Annotated in this window: 20 protein-coding genes; 11 read left to right on the top strand and 9 right to left on the bottom strand. The window is 60.4% G+C overall.

Translation table 11 applies throughout. The features are described from left to right. Together ACR0J5_RS16350 and ACR0J5_RS16345 are read left to right on the top strand one after the other, a co-directional pair. The coding region (locus ACR0J5_RS16350) for a hypothetical protein (protein ID WP_480655235.1) at nucleotides 1-101 on the top strand (101 nt) is incomplete at its 5' end. A gap of 94 nt (nucleotides 102-195) precedes the next feature. After that, nucleotides 196-471, top strand: coding sequence for a spike base protein, RCAP_Rcc01079 family (locus ACR0J5_RS16345; RefSeq protein WP_480655221.1), 276 nt, complete (start codon nucleotides 196-198; stop codon nucleotides 469-471). Nucleotides 472-516: 45 nt separating this feature from the next. Here ACR0J5_RS16345 and ACR0J5_RS16340 read toward each other — a convergent pair whose 3' ends face one another. From ACR0J5_RS16340 to ACR0J5_RS16325, 4 genes are all read right to left on the bottom strand, one after another. Further along, the gene (locus ACR0J5_RS16340) at nucleotides 517-1,683 is read right to left on the bottom strand and encodes a nucleotide sugar dehydrogenase (protein ID WP_480655219.1); all 1,167 of its coding nucleotides are present in this window, start codon (nucleotides 1,681-1,683) and stop codon (nucleotides 517-519) included. A 111-nt stretch (nucleotides 1,684-1,794) separates the two neighbouring features. After that, on the bottom strand, nucleotides 1,795-3,174 hold the full coding sequence (locus ACR0J5_RS16335) for a polysaccharide biosynthesis/export family protein (RefSeq protein WP_480655217.1): 1,380 nt from the start codon (nucleotides 3,172-3,174) through the stop codon (nucleotides 1,795-1,797). Between the two features lie 32 nt (nucleotides 3,175-3,206). Next, entirely contained in the window at nucleotides 3,207-3,842 is a 636-nt protein-coding gene (locus ACR0J5_RS16330) for a YjbF family lipoprotein (protein ID WP_480655216.1), read from the bottom strand. Next, complete coding sequence (locus ACR0J5_RS16325; RefSeq protein WP_480655214.1) at nucleotides 3,839-5,869, bottom strand: YjbH domain-containing protein; 2,031 nt, start codon at nucleotides 5,867-5,869, stop codon at nucleotides 3,839-3,841. Before ACR0J5_RS16325 ends, ACR0J5_RS16330 begins: the two co-directional genes overlap by 4 nt. Before the next feature lie 360 nt (nucleotides 5,870-6,229). Here ACR0J5_RS16325 and ACR0J5_RS16320 point away from each other — a divergent pair, with 360 nt between their 5' ends. Continuing rightward, nucleotides 6,230-6,484 (top strand): hypothetical protein, encoded by a 255-nt coding sequence (locus ACR0J5_RS16320; RefSeq protein ID WP_480655212.1) that lies wholly within the window; start codon nucleotides 6,230-6,232, stop codon nucleotides 6,482-6,484. A 269-nt stretch (nucleotides 6,485-6,753) separates the two neighbouring features. On the opposite strand, the gene urtE is transcribed toward ACR0J5_RS16320, so the two are convergent. The 5 genes from urtE to urtA are packed head-to-tail and all read right to left on the bottom strand — an operon-like array spanning nucleotide 6,754 to nucleotide 12,716. After that, the gene (gene urtE / locus ACR0J5_RS16315; RefSeq protein ID WP_480655210.1) at nucleotides 6,754-7,449 is read right to left on the bottom strand and encodes an urea ABC transporter ATP-binding subunit UrtE; all 696 of its coding nucleotides are present in this window, start codon (nucleotides 7,447-7,449) and stop codon (nucleotides 6,754-6,756) included. Between the two features lie 3 nt (nucleotides 7,450-7,452). Beyond that, on the bottom strand, nucleotides 7,453-8,193 hold the full coding sequence (urtD, locus tag ACR0J5_RS16310; protein ID WP_480655208.1) for an urea ABC transporter ATP-binding protein UrtD: 741 nt from the start codon (nucleotides 8,191-8,193) through the stop codon (nucleotides 7,453-7,455). Then, a complete protein-coding gene (urtC, locus tag ACR0J5_RS16305) occupies nucleotides 8,190-9,419 on the bottom strand; it encodes an urea ABC transporter permease subunit UrtC (protein ID WP_480655206.1) in 1,230 nt (409 codons plus the stop codon). Before urtC ends, urtD begins: the two co-directional genes overlap by 4 nt. 3 nt (nucleotides 9,420-9,422) lie before the next feature. Continuing rightward, nucleotides 9,423-11,375: an urea ABC transporter permease subunit UrtB gene (urtB, locus tag ACR0J5_RS16300; protein ID WP_480655205.1), complete on the bottom strand. Its 1,953-nt coding sequence runs from the start codon at nucleotides 11,373-11,375 to the stop codon at nucleotides 9,423-9,425. A gap of 60 nt (nucleotides 11,376-11,435) precedes the next feature. After that, a complete protein-coding gene (gene urtA, locus ACR0J5_RS16295) occupies nucleotides 11,436-12,716 on the bottom strand; it encodes an urea ABC transporter substrate-binding protein (RefSeq protein ID WP_480655203.1) in 1,281 nt (426 codons plus the stop codon). Nucleotides 12,717-13,055: 339 nt separating this feature from the next. Here urtA and ACR0J5_RS16290 point away from each other — a divergent pair, with 339 nt between their 5' ends. The 8 genes from ACR0J5_RS16290 to ureG are packed head-to-tail and all read left to right on the top strand — an operon-like array spanning nucleotide 13,056 to nucleotide 18,175. Further along, nucleotides 13,056-13,934 carry an urease accessory protein UreD gene (locus ACR0J5_RS16290; RefSeq protein ID WP_480655201.1) on the top strand — a complete coding sequence of 293 codons (879 nt, stop codon included), beginning with the start codon at nucleotides 13,056-13,058 and terminating at the stop codon, nucleotides 13,932-13,934. 1 nt (nucleotide 13,935) lies between these two features. Continuing rightward, a complete protein-coding gene (locus ACR0J5_RS16285; RefSeq protein ID WP_480655199.1) occupies nucleotides 13,936-14,238 on the top strand; it encodes an urease subunit gamma in 303 nt (100 codons plus the stop codon). A gap of 15 nt (nucleotides 14,239-14,253) precedes the next feature. After that, complete coding sequence (locus ACR0J5_RS16280; protein WP_480655197.1) at nucleotides 14,254-14,415, top strand: hypothetical protein; 162 nt, start codon at nucleotides 14,254-14,256, stop codon at nucleotides 14,413-14,415. After that, nucleotides 14,412-14,717, top strand: a complete 306-nt coding sequence (locus ACR0J5_RS16275) for an urease subunit beta (protein WP_480655195.1) — start codon at nucleotides 14,412-14,414, stop codon at nucleotides 14,715-14,717. Before ACR0J5_RS16280 ends, ACR0J5_RS16275 begins: the two co-directional genes overlap by 4 nt. Continuing rightward, a complete protein-coding gene (ureC, locus tag ACR0J5_RS16270; protein WP_480655193.1) occupies nucleotides 14,717-16,426 on the top strand; it encodes an urease subunit alpha in 1,710 nt (569 codons plus the stop codon). The genes ACR0J5_RS16275 and ureC overlap by 1 nt, the downstream gene beginning before the upstream one ends. An 18-nt stretch (nucleotides 16,427-16,444) precedes the next feature. Then, on the top strand, nucleotides 16,445-16,897 hold the full coding sequence (ureE, locus tag ACR0J5_RS16265; protein WP_480655191.1) for an urease accessory protein UreE: 453 nt from the start codon (nucleotides 16,445-16,447) through the stop codon (nucleotides 16,895-16,897). Continuing rightward, nucleotides 16,881-17,534, top strand: a complete 654-nt coding sequence (locus ACR0J5_RS16260) for an urease accessory protein UreF (RefSeq protein WP_480655189.1) — start codon at nucleotides 16,881-16,883, stop codon at nucleotides 17,532-17,534. Before ureE ends, ACR0J5_RS16260 begins: the two co-directional genes overlap by 17 nt. Then, nucleotides 17,531-18,175 carry an urease accessory protein UreG gene (ureG, locus tag ACR0J5_RS16255; RefSeq protein WP_480655187.1) on the top strand — a complete coding sequence of 215 codons (645 nt, stop codon included), beginning with the start codon at nucleotides 17,531-17,533 and terminating at the stop codon, nucleotides 18,173-18,175. The genes ACR0J5_RS16260 and ureG overlap by 4 nt, the downstream gene beginning before the upstream one ends. Nucleotides 18,176-18,207: the final 32 nt, after the last annotated feature.

Below are 18,207 nucleotides of genomic sequence, written 5' to 3'. Positions count from 1 at the left end.
CCATGGTCCTGATCGAGGTCCAGACCGGCACCTATCTGGGTGAAGACGACATCGTCAGATACGAAGACATCTACGCAAGAGGACAAGGCGCCAAGGGATAAGAGCGGCAGCATTGGCAACGTACGGTCAGATTGCGCGCCGTTAAAGGGTTCCGACTAGCGTTCCGCTGTTTGACACAGAGAACGAGACCTGAACATGACGACCAACCCTTTCAAGACCCGCGCCTCTGGCCTGGCTGGCCCTGCACGCGACGCGACCCCTGTTGCGCCTTCGGACACGACCGATCTGCCCGATGCCGCCATCGGGCTTTACGTCGAAACCGGCGGGGCCGTGGTGATGACCACAGTGCGTGGGGCAACGCGCACCATTCAGGTGGCCGATTTTGCGATCCTGCCGGTTGGCGTCACCCGCGTGCACGCAACAGGCACGACGGCGTCCGGCATTCACGCACTTGTTCTGGCACAGGACTGATCCAAGACCCGCCGCGCCCTAAGCGGCGGGTTTTTTTAAGCTCGCTTAATCCGCACCGAACAGGTCTCGGGTAAAGACCTTGCTGCTGACATCGTCAATCTCATCCGACAAGCGGTTGGCAACGATCAGATCAGCCATTTTCTTGAACGCCTCCAGATCGCGGATTACGGGCGAGTTAAAGAAGTTATCCTCGTTCAGCGCAGGTTCGTAAACGATGACCTGAATGCCTTTGGCTTTGATCCTTTTCATGATGCCCTGAACCGAGCTCTGGCGGAAATTGTCGCTGCCTTCCTTCATCACCAGGCGGTAAATCCCGACGATCTTGGGCCCTTTCATCAGGATCTGATCGCTCAGGAAATCCTTGCGGGTTCTGTTGGCGTCCACAATGGCGCGGATCAGGTTCTGCGGCACGTGGTTGTAATTGGCCAAAAGCTGCTTGGTGTCCTTGGGCAGGCAATATCCGCCATATCCAAAAGACGGATTGTTGTAATGCGCACCGATCCGAGGGTCGAGACTGACGCCCTCGATTATCTGACGCGAGTCCATTCCACCTGCCAGCGAATAGCTGTCGAGCTCATTGAAAAAGGCCACGCGCATGGCGAGGTAGGTGTTGGCAAACAGCTTGATCGCTTCGGCTTCGTTGGCGTCTGTGAACAGGACCGGCACATCCTTTTCCACAGCCCCTTCTAACAGCAGATCAGCAAAGACCCGCGCCCGATCCGACCGCTCTCCCACGATGATCCGGCTGGGGTGGAGGTTGTCATACAGCGCCCGCCCCTCACGCAGGAACTCGGGGGAAAAGAGGATATTCTCTGTTCCGAACCGTTCACGCGCATCAGCAACAAAGCCGACCGGGATGGTCGATTTGATCACGATCACCGCATCCGGGGCCAGACGGGTCACCTGTTCAATCACCGTATCGACCGAGCTTGTATCGAAATAATTGCTGCGAGGATCGTAATTGGTCGGCGTGGCGACGATGACAAAATCAGCCCCGGCATAGGCAGTTTCGGGATCGGTTGTCGCTGTCAGGTTCAGCGCCCGTGTCGACAGGAAATCACTGATCTCGGTGTCCAGAATTGGGCTTTGGCGCTGGTTGATCAAAGCCACACGCTCCTCAGACACGTCCAGCGCCACTACGTCGTGGTTCTGCGCCAGAAGTACAGCGTTTGACAGGCCCACATACCCAATCCCGGCGATTGCAATTTTCATCTCCAAAGCCTTTACGCGTAGGGGGCCAACACCTTTTGCAGATGCGCAAGGCCGTTTGCAATCTGATAAGCTTATGCCTGCCCCCAGTGCAAGCCGGGTATTCTTGCCTTGCTAGTTCACGGCAGCGTTTACCGGCGTCGTGATCAGGGACGGCGTGATCTGGCTGATGGTTCTGCCCCATCTTGTGACAGGGTTTTCAGCGATGAAGATGATGTCGTTTGAGCGCAGCTGGAACCTGGCGGCCAATGTCAGGTGGGCGGCGTTGCGGGTATCCAGATGCCAGGCGGTGACGGCGCCAAACTCGCGGGGGTCTTCTGAGGCGCGCAGCACATAGACCTCGGAGGCGTCACCGGTTTCCTTGGCCACGCCACCACCGGTGTCGTACAGCGCGTCGGCCAGTGTGGCGCGCTGGTTGAAGGGCAGCGCATAGCGGCCCTGGGTGCGCACCTCGCCGGTCAGATAAACGTAATCGCGGTCAACCGCGTCCAGTTCCAGCGATTGCACAAAGTTGTCGCGGCGCTCATCCAGATCGGCGCGGCGCAGATTGACCGCCACGTTCAGCTCTTGCAGGGCGGTCTGGCGGCCCTCCAGCACGGTCTCGCGCAGGGCGATCTGCTGGGCAAAATAGCGCTCGGCCCGGTCCAGATCGTAATCGGTGTCAACAAAGACCGAGTCGTCGGCAATCAGGTTGAGGTTCTGTAGATCGGTGCTGGCATAGAGGCTTTCCAGCGGGATCTGGTACATCTGGCCGTCGCGATAGATCCGCACCGAGGAATTGTCGATATCGCTGACCGAGACGGACCCGGCCGCCGACAGCGCCTCGTTCAGGGTCAGCTGGGTCAGGGTGATGGGCTGGATGCCCGGCTGGCCCACGGCCCCGCCGACCGAGACACGGCGCGCGTTGAACTCGGCAATCTCGAGGCTGAAGGTCGGGTCGATCTGGTTTTCCACCAGACGCTGGAACAGCAGCGCCTCGGCCTCATCCACGGTCATCCCGGCCAGCCGCACGCGGCCCACATCGGGGATGTTGATCGATCCGTCATCCTGCACCGTATAGCCGTTGCGGCTGTTTTGCGCAGCCAGCAGGCCCGACAGCTCTCCGGCGGTGCCTTGCGTCGATGGTGTCGACAGCACCAGCACGTCGCCGATGCCGATCGTATAGGGCCCGGGATTGACCTGCGGTGGCGGGTCCAGCTGCAGCCTGGCGCGCGATCCGTCCTGGGTCGAGGGCGCCTCGGGCAGCGGCCCGGTGCCGCGCAGGCTGGTGCTGCTGCCCGATCCAGCCGAGACCGCAAAGATCGAGGGCAGGGTCTTGGGCGCGTAAGGCGCGCGGTTGGCCACCAGCACGCTCTCGGGCGTCACCGGCACCACGCGCACTGCGCCGGCATCCGACACACCGGCGGTGACCGAGGGGCTGCGATAAATGGTCGAGCATCCCGCAATCAGGACACCCGCGGCCAAAACGTTCAGGAAAAGGGGAATACGGCGCATAAGCGGCCCTCCGCTGTTCAAAGTCTTAAATCTCATTCGGGCACCACCTTGATGAACATGTTACCCAGAAACGCGCCCGTCCATTGCGAGGACTGGACGATGCGGCCGGTGCCGGTCTGCACCCAGTAGATGTTGGTGAACTGCTGGGCCAGCCCATAACAGTCCTCTTGCCGCTTTTGCGTGGCCACCGGTGTGCCCTGCAGCACAACCGGCTCGGACCCCAGCGTGGTGATCCGGCAGCGATAGGCGCGCAGATCGATCTGGTCATCGCCATTGAGAAAGCTGTGGAACCGCTCGACCGGACCCGACCCGCCGCTTTGGATCAGCCGCGCGCTTTGGCGGATATCCGAGCCGGACAGACCGCCGCCAAAGCCCAGGGCCGAGGTCAGCAGCCCCTGTTCCAGCGTGATCGCGGCCCCGTCAGCGGTCAGCCAGGTCTGCACCCCGGCGCGCTGGGTCTCAAGCAGCATCACCCCGGCCAGATCGCGGCTGGGAAAGCCCACCTCAAGCCGGGGCGGTATCGGGCGGCGGGCGGCCAGCGCCTCGGCCCGCGGGTTGAGCCGGGGCGCGCCGGGATACAAGGCGCCTTTCAGCAGATCGACATCTTCCTGCGCTTCGCCGCAGGAGATCAGCATCAGGGCCAGGCAAAGGGGGCGCAGCCTTTTCATCGCCAGAACCTCCCCCAGCCGCGTGACAGCTCCTGCGCGCGCGCCTCGCGGGTGACGCCGTACAATCGGTTGCGCACATTCAGCCGCGCCCCGCCATCGCGCAGCACCGGCCGGATGGTCTGGGCGATCTTGTTGCGCGACGGGCGTCCGGTCAGCCATGAGACGGGAATCTCAAGCCGGATGCCCTTGTCAAACGAGCCTTCGCCGAACTCTTCCGAGCTGACATTGGTCAGGGTAAAGAAGGCCCCCACCTTGAACCCGTTGTTGAACTCGCGATCCAGGGTGAAGGTCGCGCCGTGATCGCCGGCCAGATAGCGGCCCACATCGACCTGCGCGTGATAATCCCCCGGCAGATCGTAATAGGCCGAGACATGGCCCGTGGCGACCGAGTAATCCATGAACCCGAACAGCACGTCGAAATCGCGTTGGGCGACATAATTGGCCTCAACCCCCAGCGCCAGGCGGCTGTTGGTGGGATACCACAGCAGCTCGGACGAGATGCCGCCAAACATGGTCTCCAGATAGCCCACCGTGGTGCGCGCATAAAGGTCCTTGCCGGGCCGCCACAGATACTCGCCCGTCATATGTTCCACCCGCAGGTTGGATTCGCGGGCATAGATCGCCCAGTCCGACCGCACCCGCGACAGGGTCGAATCCGAGACGCGGGTGCTGTCATCCAGCGTGCTCAGGATCGGCTGGCGCAGCTCGGTCGACAGGGTAAAGCCCGGCGACAGCGTGTAATCCAGCCCCAGCGCCGCGCCCAGCTCGTATCGCAGCGGGTCATCGGGATCAAAAAACGAGAAGTTCAGATAGGGGCCGAACCGATAGGAAAAATGCGGGAACGCATCGCTCAGGACACCGCCCTGCACCAGCGGCAGCGTGTCCGAGATCTCGGCCCGGGCAAAGCTGCGCCAGGCGTTGTCGGGGTCATGCTCCAGCTCATAAAGGTCTTCGCGGTTGACCCGCACCGCGCTCAGCGGCACCCCGTCCGACATCAGCGCGATGTCAAAATGTTCCGCCTGCGCGGGCTGTTCATTGGCCAGCACCCGCGCCGTACGCCCCAGCGCCTGGGCCGCCTGATTATAGCGCGTGTTCTCAACCCCCACGCGCACCGTGTCGCCGGATTCGGACAGGTAGACCAGCCGCAGCCCTTCCTGGTTCAGCGCCGCCTGCATCCGCGCCCGGATATCGCCCGCGCTGCGCCCCGCAGCCGTCGCCACCACCTGGGACCGGGGCCGCAGCGCGGGCGGCGCCGCCCCCTGCCCGCCCGGCGTGACCGCTTTGCGCGGGTCGATGAAATAGCTGTAGGTCAGCCCCAGCGAGGTGCCATAAAGAAACGACGCCGTCAGTTGCGAGCCGTTCCTGAACCGGTATTGCGCGCCCACATTGATCGGGGATCTGACCCGGAAACTGTCATTGACCGCCTCTTGCGTATAGAGATCGGGGGAATACTCGGCCAGAAAGGTCCACTGGTCATTATACTGCCAGCTGACCCCGCCAAACAGGGCCGCATCGCCGCGGAACCAGTTGCCGAACTCAACCTCTCCGGCCTGCCCGTTCGAGTTTGATGGTGGTCGGGTTTCGAACCGGCGGCCAAAGATGTCCAGCGGGTTGGAAAACGCCCCGCGCCCGGCCATGCGACCCCAGCCAATGCCGCCGCTCAGCTTAAGACGGTCCTGAAAGGTCTTGGTGGCCACCACATATTCCGACGCGTAAATCCCCGTGCCACCAAAATCGCGCAACCCCACAACAATGGCGGGCGCGCGCCGGCTTTCCTCGTGCAGACGGAAATGCAGATCAAAACTGCGGTCATACCGGGTGACATCGGGACCGTCCAATTGTCGAATGACCGAGTATCTAAAACTGCCATGCACCCAGGGCAGCATCTGAAACGTCATCGTGCCCCGACCGGTATTGCGCAACGCCGCGCCGGTGAACACCAGCGTGCCATCCTCAAACATCTCAGCCGTCGGCGTTTCCAGCAGGCCCGGCGTCCCATAGGTCGACACGGATTGTGCGTGCGCCATTCCGGTCGCAACTGCGCAATAAAAAGTTAGCAGAGTCTTCCGCCCTGTCCCCACCAAAGAAACCTTCAAGGCTATTTTTCATTTTTATTACCCCTACTAAAATCCCAAAAGAACGACCGCAAAACTCAAAAAGCTTATACAACTCAAATGCGAAATGTGACCAATATACAATACTCCACCGCGAAAATGGGACGAGAACGCAAGAGGTTGTAAATATTCAACAAGTAGCACTTCCAACGAAAGTCCCCTTTTCTCCAATGTAAACTGTAGGTTGTTCCTTTTGTTCACTTCTTGTTAGTATTTTTGTTGTTCTCTGGGCGATGATCACGCCTTATGCGGATTAGGTTTAGGGGATTGGAAATGCTCAGAACGACTTTGCTGGTTTTTTCCCTGTCCGCGACGGGCGTCTATGCTCAGGACGCCACCGTTCAGGACGATGAAGACCCTGCCGTGGTGCCCGGCGATGCAGCCAGCGCAGCAGCCGAAGAAGGCGTGACAGGGTTTGTACCGCTGGTTGCCCCAGCTTTGGGTGTTGCTGCTGCAGCCGTTGGCGTGGCCGCGGCCGGCGGCGGGGGGTCGACCAACAGCACGACCAGCACCACAGGCACCAACTAAGCCGCCGATCAGACGGCAATGCGAACCAACAAACAGCGCGCAATATCGGCGCGCTTTTTGGTTCAGCCCGATATTGCCTCGCACGCAAGACGTCTCCAGAAATTCAATCGCGGTTGAAATCTTCGGATATTGCAGGACTGCTCGGCTAACACTTGATCGCTTGAACAGAGGGGCTTTGTCTCGAAACAACAGACAGCTGCACAGGACCTGTCCGTTTCCGCCGCAGAAACCCTACGCTTGTCGCAAGCGACACTTTGGACGTGATGCGCCTATACCGAAACGCCTTTCAATACCTGCTCGCGCGGCATCTCGGATTTGCGACCTGACATCAGAACATCGCCGCGTCGCAAAACAATAAACCGATCCGCCAGATCATAGGCGAAATCGAAATACTGCTCGACCAGCACAATCGCCATATCGCCCCGTTTCCGCAGGTGGCCAATCACCTCTCCGATCTGTTGGATGATATTGGGCTGAATACCCTCGGTCGGCTCGTCCAGCAGCAACAGGCTTGGTTTGGTAATCAGGGCGCGCGCAATGGCAAGTTGCTGTTGCTGACCACCAGACAGGTCCCCGCCCCGCCGGTTCTGCATCTGTTTGAGAACCGGGAATAATTCGAAGATTTCATCAGGTATGAAGTGTTCATTCGCGGGCAGGCAGGCAAAACCGGTTTCCAAATTCTCGCGCACCGTCAGCAGCGGAAAAATCTCGCGTCCCTGCGGGACATAGGCGACGCCTTTCCACGCCATCTTATGGGCGGGCAGCGCGGGCAGCGCCTCACCGTTCAGCTCCAGCTCTCCACCCGATCGCGGATGTGTGCCCGAGATCGCCTTGATCAGGCTGGTCTTGCCCACACCGTTGGTGCCCATCACGCAGGTGACTTCGCCCTGCGCGGCCTGCATCGAGATGCCATTGAGGATTTGCGAATGCCCGTAATGCAAGGTCAGATCGGTCAGTTTCAGCATCGCTTAGCGCCCCAGATAGACGTCGATGACGTCCTGATTTGATGTCACATGGTCCAGAGACCCCTCGGCCAGAACCGAGCCTTCGTGCAGCACCGTGACCTTGCAATTCAGGCGACGCACGAATTCCATGTCATGTTCCACAACCACCACAGCGCGGGTTTTGGCGGCCTGTACCAGCAGGTCGGTCGTGTGTTCGCGTTCCTGCGGGGTCATCCCTGCGGCGGGTTCGTCGACCAGCAGAAGGCGGGGTTCCTGCGCCAGCAGCATGCCGATCTCAAGCCATTGCTTTTGACCATGGCTGAGTTCACCGGACTTGCGGGTCAGTTCGTCCTTGAGACCAATTTCCGTGGCCAGTTCCTCGACCTTTTCAAGGTCGCCCGCCGAAGGCCGATAAAACAGCACGCCCACCCAGCCCCGTTTGTTCTTAAGCGCCATCAGCAGGTTTTCCTGCACGGACTGATCCTCGAACACGGTGGGTTTCTGGAATTTTCGCCCAATCCCGGCCTGCGCGATTTTCGCCTCGCTCATGCGCAGCAGGGAAACGGATTTCTCACCCCAGATCACGCGGCCCTCATCGGGTCGGGTCTTGCCGGTGACGATGTCCATGAAGGTCGTCTTACCCGCCCCGTTCGGCCCGATCACGGCGCGTAGCTCGGCGTTACCGATCTGGAAGGACAGGTTGTTGATGGCGCGGAACCCGTCGAAAGTGACCGAAACGCCGCTGACTTCTAGCAGGGTGCTCATTCCGTGGCCTCCTTTTCGCGCAAGGCGCTTTCATCGGGCCCCAGTGCCGCACCGTGGCGCTGAGGCGCGCGGCGGTTGGTCCAGAGGTCGAATAACCCTCCGATCCCTTTGGGGGCGAACAGCGTGACCAGCACGAAGGAGACACCCAGCAGCACCTGCCACCAGTCGACCCATTTGATCGTGTAGAACCCCAGCGGGATGTCCGGGGCCTGCCCGCCGGTGAACCATGTGCTGAGCAGGCTGACAAACGCCGCGCCGATGACCGCGCCATACAAGCGACCCCGCCCGCCGATGGCGACCCAGACGGCCAGATAGATCGAGGCGATGGGGGCCATCTCCTCGGGGTTGATGATACCTGCCTGCGGGTAGTACAGCGCGCCCGCAATGGCGGCAATACAGGCGGTCAAGGTGAAGACGGCCAGTTTGTAGACCTCGACCGAGTAGCCGAGGAACCGCACCCGTGCCTCGTTGTCGCGGATGCCGCGGATGACCGAGCCGAATTTGCCCGACACCACCCATGCCGCCAGCATATAGCCCAGCCCCAGGGCCAAAGCCGAGGCCCAGAGGAACCAGATCGACACCACGTCTTGTGATGCGGTGACACCCGGCAGGTTCTGCAAACCCGACAGGCCATTGTTGCCGCGTAAGCCGCTGTCGTTCTGGAACAGGTACAGCGCCAGCGCCAATGTCATGGCTTGGGTCAGGATCGACAGGTAGACGCCCGTCACCCGGCTGCGGAAGGCGAGCCAACCGAAGATCAGCGCCAGAAGGCCCGGCACCAGCACGACCAGCGCCAGTTGCAGGAACAGGCTGTCCGAAAAGGCCCAGATCAACGGGAACTCAGACGATCCGACCACGCCGAAGATTTGCGTGCCGATGGCGTCCACGACCTCGGACGGGGTTGGTGGGATATCAGCCTGCGACAGCGACTCGACTACGATCAGGCGCGTGCGTTCGTACATCAGCCACATGCCGATCATATAGCCGCCCAGCCCGAAAAAGGCGAAGTGACCGAGGGACAAAATGCCGGTGAACCCCCAGACCAAATCCATAGCCACAGCGATCAGGCACAGGCACAGGGTTTTGCCCAGTGTCTTGACGAAACTGGTTGAGATCACGCCGATCCCGAACCCTTCGGACAGGACGGTGACGCCCAAAGTGAACAGGGACAGGATGGCCAGAAAGACCAGCACGGATGGGTTCTTGGCGACAAAGCTGCGGTCCATGACTCAATCCCCCGCCGCGCGGCCTTTGAGGGCGATAATGCCCCTTGGCCGGAACTGGATGAAAATGATGATGAAGATGATCATGTAGGTTTGCGCCGCGAGGGTGTTCGACGGGTTCATCCACTCGATCCCCTTTTGCAAGAAGCCGATCATGCCTGCCCCCGCCAGCGCGCCCCAGATATTGCCGACGCCGCCGACAACCACGGTCATGAAGCTTTGCACGATATAGTCGCTGCCCAGATCAGACGTGACCTTGGCGAACAGGCCAATCGCAACGCCTGCGATCCCGGCGATGCCAGAACCAAGGCCAAAGGTCAGCATATTCACCCGGCCCGGATTGATGCCCATCGACCCGGCCATGCGCGGGTTCTGCGTCACGGCGCGCATCTCAAGCCCCAGCCGGGTGCGCTTCATGATATACAGAAACAGTCCCAGAAAGATCATCGCCAGCACAAAGATCGCGATGCGGATGTAACTGATCGAGACCACATCGTTCAGCACCCACGCCCCGTCCAGCCAGCCGGGCGCGGTCAGCGGGCGCGCCTGCGTTCCGAAGATGTTCTTAGCCAATTGTTGCAGCGCGATTGAAATCCCGAATGTCGCCAGCAACGTCTCAAGCGGGCGGGCATACAGCCAACGGATCACCAGCCGCTCCATCGCGACGCCCATGGCGAAAGTGACCGCAAAAGCCATCGGGATGGCGACGATGATCGACAGCGTATGGTCGGGGACGAACTGCTGCACCACGTAACCGGTATAGGCGCCCATCATGATGAACTCACCATGGGCCATGTTGATCACGCCCATCACGCCGAAGGTGATCGCCAGACCGATGGCGGCGAGGAAATAGATCGACGCCAAGGAAATCGCGTCCAATGTCAGGTCGAGCGTCTGGTTCAGGCCGACCTTCAACTCAATCTGTTCCAGTGCCTGTTCGGCGGCGGCAGTCACTTCGGGTGAGGGTTCCGTGTAGGTATCAAAGAACACATGTTCAGCCAGCGCCGCGTCTATATCGGCCTCAGTCACCAAGGCAGGAACAACACCAGCCTCGGCCAAGGCTGCATAGGCTTGCGTGCGGGTTGCATCGGAATTCAGTTGCGCCACGGGGATATCGCCCACGCGGCCTCCATCAATGTTGGACGCCAACGCCGCTCGGATATCACCCGGCGAAACGCGCGCGGCTGCCAGATCGCTGGCAACCAGCAGGTCATATGCCTCATCGCGCGACAGCGTTTCCGAGCCGGGTTGCAGCACAGCGGCGATATTCACATCCGGTGGCAGTTCGGTGGCTGCCTGTCGTTTTGTCACGACCAAAGGGTTCAACGCGCCACGGACGTCGACGCCCAGATCACCTGACATTTGTTCAATCGCGGCCACGCGCGCCGCAGTATCGGCGTCATATCCAATCGTCAGCAACCGTTCGAGTCGCTGTTTCTGAGCCTTCAGATCAGCGTCAGGTTCACCATCTATCGACGCACGCAAGGGCTCCAGCAAGGCCCCCTCGGGATCGCGCTGGATGGATTGCAAAGCGGCCAGTCGCCGAGCGCGGTCCGGATCGGTCAGTTGGAACTGAACCAGAGCCGTGCCGATCATCGCACGGATGCCGCTGTTGGGTTTCAACTGTTTCAGGTCGGATTTCTCAAACGTGCCGACAACCTCTCCGGTGTCGAAATCGGTCAGCTCGTAAGAGCGTCCTTCACCCTTTTCCCCGGCAAAGAACAGACCATCCGACTTGCGCATCCACATGTCTTTGGCGGCCCAAGTCTCCAACATCACCTGCGCTTGCGGCAACCCGCTGGAGGCAATCGCGTCAATCGCAGGCCCGATCGTCTTGCGCGAGCTTTTGGCGATGATCTCCTGATGCTCTTGCAGGATCGGTTGCAGACCGGCCTCTTGCGCGGTGGCAGTCAGGCAGGCGCACAGGATTGCGAGGCCCGCAAGGAAAAGTCGTAACATGTGGTGAAACCCGAGATGTCTTGGGGCAAGGCGGGCGTGATCACCCGCCTTGCGTGTCGGTTAGTAGTTCGACAGCGTCTGAACGCAGGTCTCGGTCTCGGTGTTGTACATACCGCAACCCAGCTCTTTCCAATCCGATACCAGCACCGCCGATTCTGGCAGGAAGTCGGTCCAGGCGTCGCCCGGTACAACGTCAGTCTCGCTGATGATGTCGAACTGGCCGTCTTCCTGAATCTCACCGATCAGAACCGGCTTGGCCAAATGATGGTTCGGCAACATGACGGCGGTTCCGCCGGTCAGGTTCGGGAATTCCTGCCCGTACATGGCGGCGCGCACGTCATCGACTTCGGTTGAACCGGCTGCGGTCGCAGCGTTTACCCACATGTTGAAGCCGATGTAATGCGCCTCCATCGGGTCGTTCGTCACGCGCTCGTCGCCCATCGTGGCTTTCCACGTTTCAACGAATTCCGCGTTGGCCTCGGTATCTGCCGACTGGAAGTAATTCCACGCGGCCAGATGGCCCACAAGGTTGGTGGTATCCAGACCCGACAGTTCTTCTTCGCCGACCGAGAAGGCCACAACCGGAATGTCATCCGCCGAGACACCGGCAGCGGCCAGTTCCTTGTAGAAGCCGATGTTGGCATCGCCGTTGATGGTCGAGATCACGCCGACCTTTTTACCATCCGCACCCAGCGCGACGACGTCCGCCACGATCTTGGACCAGTCGGAATGTCCGAAGGGCGTGTAGTTCACGAAGATGTCGTCATCCGCAATGCCCTTCTGCTTTAAATAGCTTTCCAGAATGTTGTTCGTTGTGCGGGGATAGACATAGTCGGTGCCCAGCAGCGCGAATTTCTCAACGCCCAACTCATCCAGGAAATAGTCAGTGGCCGGGATCGCCTGCTGGTTCGGCGCGGCACCGGTGTAGAAGACGTTCTTGGACGATTCTTCGCCCTCATACTGAACCGGATAGAACAGCAGGCCGTTCAGTTCCTCGATCACCGGCAGAACCGATTTGCGGCTGACCGAGGTCCAGTTGCCAAAGATCACATCCACCTCATGCACCGTCAGCAGCTCTCGTGCTTTTTCGGCAAACAGCGGCCAGTCGGATGCGGGGTCGACCACAACCGCCTCAAGCTGTTTGCCCAGCAGGCCGCCCTTGGCGTTTTGCTGGTCGATCAGCATCAGCATGGTGTCTTTCAGCGTGGTTTCCGAGATCGCCATAGTGCCTGACAGCGAATGCAGAACGCCGACCTTGATCGTGTCTTCCTCAGCCATTGCAGCAGTGGCCATAGCAGCAAAGACAACCGATCCGGCGAGCGTGGATTTGAGAGATGTCATGTAATCCTCCTGGGCGGGGCCGGGACAGAGGGCTTGCGCAAGGGCGCATTTCTCTTCTACCTGATCCCCGCAACTGTTGTTGCGTTCCGTGTGGCGGTTGTGTCCGAGGTCCAATTCGCGCAGCCGTCACACACCCTGGGGCGTTTTCCCCGTGGTGGGCATCCATACGCTTTCTGCATTGCGGCGAACTTGGCAAATCCGCAGCTTCGGATTTGAAGGCACCAACGCCAATTGCCTAATTTTTAACCTGCATGCTGGATGTGTGATTAAAAATTAATCCAACAGGGCGGCAGAGGGTACAAAAACGGCAGGGCGCAATAGAGTTTCGACATCGCAGCGGTGAAAAAAGCGCCAAACGCCAAAGACCTGAAAGCTGCCGCAATCACACATCTGTCTGTCATAAAACCTACTGAACAGGCCAGCCCGCCCCGTGCCGAGGGGCAAATCGTGCTCAGCACCAAACCTTTTGGCGTGCGCAGCGTGATCGACGAATTTCGCCAGTCCGGGTCTTTCAAATGCCTTTTCCCGCATGGAAACAGCCCTGATCTGAACGCCGTACTGCTGAACACCGCCGGAGGCGTGACCGGGGGCGACAGATTCCTGTTCGCGGGCAAGGCAGCGCAAGGAACCACACTGACGCTGACCACCCAGGCATGCGAACGCGCCTATAAAGCCCAGCCCGAACAAACCGGCACCATCCGAAATACCCTGACGGCCGAGGGTCACGCCCGCGTAAATTGGTTGCCGCAGGAAACGATTCTGTTCAACGGTTGCGCGCTGGACCGGCGTCTGGTCGTTGATCTTGCACCCGCAGCATCTGCCCTGTTGGTCGAACCGATGGTCTTTGGCCGCCCTGCGATGGGCGAGGTTCTGACCGATGTTCGGCTTAAAGACCGGGTTGAGATTCGGCGGGGCGGCACCCCGGCATTCCTCGATATGATGTCGTTTGCGGGTGACATGAATGCTCACCTTGCCAAACCCAACATTGCCAACGGCGCGGGCGCCATGGCGCTGGTGGTGTTTGCCGCGCCCACAGCCGAAGCGTTTCTGAACCCGATCCGCGATCTGTTGCCGGAAACGGGCGGGGCCAGCCTGATACAGAATGATCTGCTGGTGATCCGCCTTCTGGCCGATAACAGCTTTGCCCTACGCCGCGCGCTGCTGCCGATCCTGCGGCGACTGAACAACGACACTCTTCCCCGATGCTGGATGCTCTGACATGAACCTGACGCCCCGAGAAAAAGACAAACTGCTGGTCGCCATGGCCGCCGAGGTTGCCCGCAAGCGGCTGGCCCGTGGCGTCAAGCTGAACCACCCCGAGGCAATCGCCCTGATCACAGATGCCGTGGTCGAAGGCGCCCGTGATGGCCGATCCGTTGCCGACATGATGCAGGCCGGAGCCGAGGTGATCACCCGCGCAGAGTGCATGGAGGGCGTGCCCGAGATGATTCACGAAGTTCAGGTCGAAGCCACCTTCCCTGATGGCACCAAACTGGTGACCGTTCACAATCCAATTCGCTGAAAAAGGAACACTGAAATGACCCGTATGCTCTTCCCTGCCCTGATCCTTGCTGGCCCAGCCGCTGCTCATAACGGCACACATATCCACGCGCATAGCTCGGACTACGCCACTTTGGGCGTCGGCTTGGCCGTTGTCGCATTGGCCGCCATCGCGCTGATTGCAAAGCTGACCAAATGATCCCCGGAGAGCTGTTCCCGGCCGAGGGCGAGATCACATTGAACGCCAGTGCCTCGGCCGTGACGCTGATGGTCGCCAATACCGGCGACCGGCCGGTTCAGGTCGGCTCGCACTATCATTTTGCCGAAACCAACCCGGCGCTGGAATTCGACCGCGCCGCCGCGCATGGGCTGCGTCTGGATATCGCCCCCGGCACCGCCGTTCGGTTCGAGCCGGGACAGGAACGCGAGGTCTCGCTGATCCCTATCGGCGGCGCGCGCAAGGTCTATGGGTTCAATCAAAAGGTCATGGGGGCGCTCTGATGGCAGCACAAATCAAACGCTCGGACTATGCCGCCATGTTTGGCCCCACCACCGGCGATAAGCTGCGGCTGGCCGATACTGATCTGGTGATCGAGGTCGAACGCGACCTGACCACCTATGGCGAAGAGGTCAAGTTCGGCGGCGGCAAGGTCATTCGCGACGGGATGGGGCAATCTCAGGTGACGCGCGCGGATGGGGCCGTGGATACGGTTATTACCAATGCGCTGATCGTGGATCACTCTGGTATCTACAAGGCAGATGTGGGCTTGAAAGACGGGCGCATCGCCAAGATCGGCAAGGCAGGAAACCCCGACACGCAGCCCGGTGTCGACATCATCATCGGACCGGGGACCGAGGCCATTGCAGGTGAAGGGCGCATCCTGACCGCAGGCGGATTTGACAGCCATATCCACTTTATCTGCCCGCAACAGATCGAAGACGCGCTGCATTCCGGCCTGACCACGATGCTGGGCGGCGGCACCGGCCCCGCACATGGCACTCTGGCCACCACCTGTACCCCCGGCCCCTGGCATATCGGACGGATGTTGCAGGCGGCGGATGCCTTCCCGATGAACCTGGCTTTTGCGGGTAAGGGCAACGCCTCGCTGCCCGCCGCGCTTGAGGAACAGGTCAAGGCCGGGGCCTGCGCGCTGAAACTGCATGAGGATTGGGGCACGACCCCTGCGGCCATCGACTGCTGCCTCTCGGTCGCGGATGCTTGGGACGTGCAGGTGATGATCCACACCGACACGCTGAACGAATCCGGTTTCGTGGAAAACACCGTGGCCGCCATGAAAGGCCGGACAATCCACGCCTTCCACACCGAAGGCGCGGGCGGGGGGCACGCCCCGGACATCATCAAAATCTGTGGCGAGAACCACGTTTTGCCCTCCTCGACCAACCCGACACGGCCCTTCACCGTGAACACGGTCGAAGAGCATCTGGACATGCTGATGGTCTGCCATCACCTCGACAAATCCATCCCCGAGGACGTGGCCTTTGCCGAAAGCCGCATCCGGCGCGAGACCATCGCGGCTGAAGACATCCTGCACGACATGGGCGCGTTTTCGATCATCGCGTCCGACAGTCAGGCCATGGGTCGTGTCGGAGAGGTGCTGATCCGCACCTGGCAAACTGCGGACAAGATGAAGAAACAGCGCGGTCGCCTGCCCGAGGAAACCGGCGAAAACGACAATATGCGCGTGCGCCGCTATATCGCGAAATACACCATCAACCCGGCGATTGCGCATGGCCTCAGCCATGAGATTGGCAGCATCGAAGAAGGCAAACGCGCCGATCTGGTGCTGTGGAACCCAGCCTTTTTTGGCGTGAAGCCCGAGATGGTCTTGCTGGGCGGCACCATTGCCTGCGCGCAGATGGGCGACCCGAATGCTTCGATCCCGACACCACAGCCGGTTTACAGCCGACCTATGTTTGGGGCCTATGGCCGATCGGTCGAACAGTCTGCGATCACTTTTGTCTCGGGCGCGGCGCAGGCCGAGGGAATTGGTGATACACTGGGTTTGGCAAAGCAGACCCTCGCCGTGCAAAACACCCGCGATATCGGCAAACGCGATCTGCTGCTGAACAACGCCACACCGCATGTCGAGGTTGACCCCGAAACATACGAAGTGCGCGCCGATGGCGAATTGCTGACCTGCCAACCGGCTGAGGTTCTGCCGATGGCGCAACGCTATTTCATGTTCTGAGATGACAGGAGGCCCCCGATGACCACCGCAATCAAAACAGCCCGCATCTATCACGACCACGCGCATGCACCGGCGCATGCTCAGGTCTCGTTGGATTACGACGGGCGGTTCCTGCGCCGCAAAATGCTTGCCACCGATGACGGAGAAGCCTTTCTGGTCGATCTGGCGCAAACCAAGTCACTGGACCATGGCGGGGTTCTGGTTCTGGAAGATGGGCGCGCCGTTGAGATTGTCGCCGCCCCCGAGAACCTGCTGGAAGTGACCGGAGAGAACCTGCTGCGGCTGGCCTGGCATATCGGGAACCGACACACCCCCTGTCAGATCGAAGCGGACCGGCTGCTGATCCAGCACGATCACGTCATCCGCGACATGCTGGAGAAACTGGGGGCAGACGTGCGCGAAACCGTTGAACCCTTTACCCCCGAAGGCGGGGCTTATGGGCACGGACGGACACATGGCCACGCCCACTGACGCCCAGATTTTGACGCTGGCGCAATGGCTCTCACCCGCATATCCGGTGGGCGGGTTTGCCTATTCCCACGGGTTGGAATGGGCTATAGAATCCGGAGCCGTTACCAATGCTGATGCGGTTGGCGATTGGATCAGCGATGTGATCGAACACGGGGCCGGTCGGACGGATAGTATCCTGTTGGCGGCGGCCTATCGGGCGGATACGCAAGATACGCTCAGCCACGTCGATGCGACGGCACGCGCACTCAGCGCCTCATCCGAGCGTCTCTTGGAAACGCGCCTGTTGGGCGAGGCGTTCTGCGGCGTGACTGCGGCCGTATGGACGATTGATCTGAGCGCGCTGACCTATCCGGTTGCCGTCGGTTATGCGGCAAAAACGCAGTCCCTGCCCTTGCCTCTGACTGCGCAGATGTTTCTTCAGGCCTTCATGTCCAACCTCGTGGCCTGTGCGACGCGCCTGGTTCCGCTGGGCCAGACCCAAGCGCAACATCTGGTGCGTGATCTGACCCCTTTGTGCCAACGCATCGCCAAGACAGCCATCGAAGCCAATCTGGATGATCTTGGATCAACGGCTTTTGCATCCGACATCGCGTCGATGAAACACGAAACTCAATATTCAAGGATGTTCCGAACATGAGCAACATGAACGGCCCTTTGCGCGTGGGCATTGGCGGCCCTGTTGGCGCGGGCAAAACCACCCTGACGGCCGCATTGTCCGAAGCCCTGCGTGACAAGATCTCGGTCGGTGTGATCACCAACGACATTTACACACGCGAGGATGCCGAGGCGCTGATGCGGTTGCAGATCCTGCCGCAAGACCGGATCATCGGTGTTGAGACCGGTGGCTGCCCCCACACGGCCATTCGCGAAGATGCTTCGATCAACCTCGCCGCCGTGGCTGAGATGCAAGCCCGCCACCCGGATGTCGAGGTCGTGCTGATCGAAAGCGGCGGCGACAACCTGTCGGCCACGTTCAGCCCCGAACTGGCAGATGTGACGCTTTATGTCATCGATGTTGCAGCCGGTGAGGAGATTCCCCGCAAAGGCGGCCCGGCAATTACCAAGTCTGACATCCTGATCATCAACAAAACGGACCTCGCGCCCTATGTAGGCGCGTCTTTGGATATTATGTCACGTGATGCGACACGGATGCGCAAAGGTCGTCCTTTCGTGTTCTCGTCCCTGCGCAACAAAGAAGGCGTAACCGAAATACTCGCCCTACTCGCCCAGATCGGTGGACTGGGCATTGAGGCGAATACCGAAGCTGCCAGTGTTTGACACTGCCTAGGCGCTTAGGCTGATTTTACAGA

Source organism: Ruegeria sp. BE1, from assembly GCF_056538885.1.
Note: the sequence above shows the minus strand (reverse complement) of the source record. Positions and strands in the feature narration are given on the sequence as shown.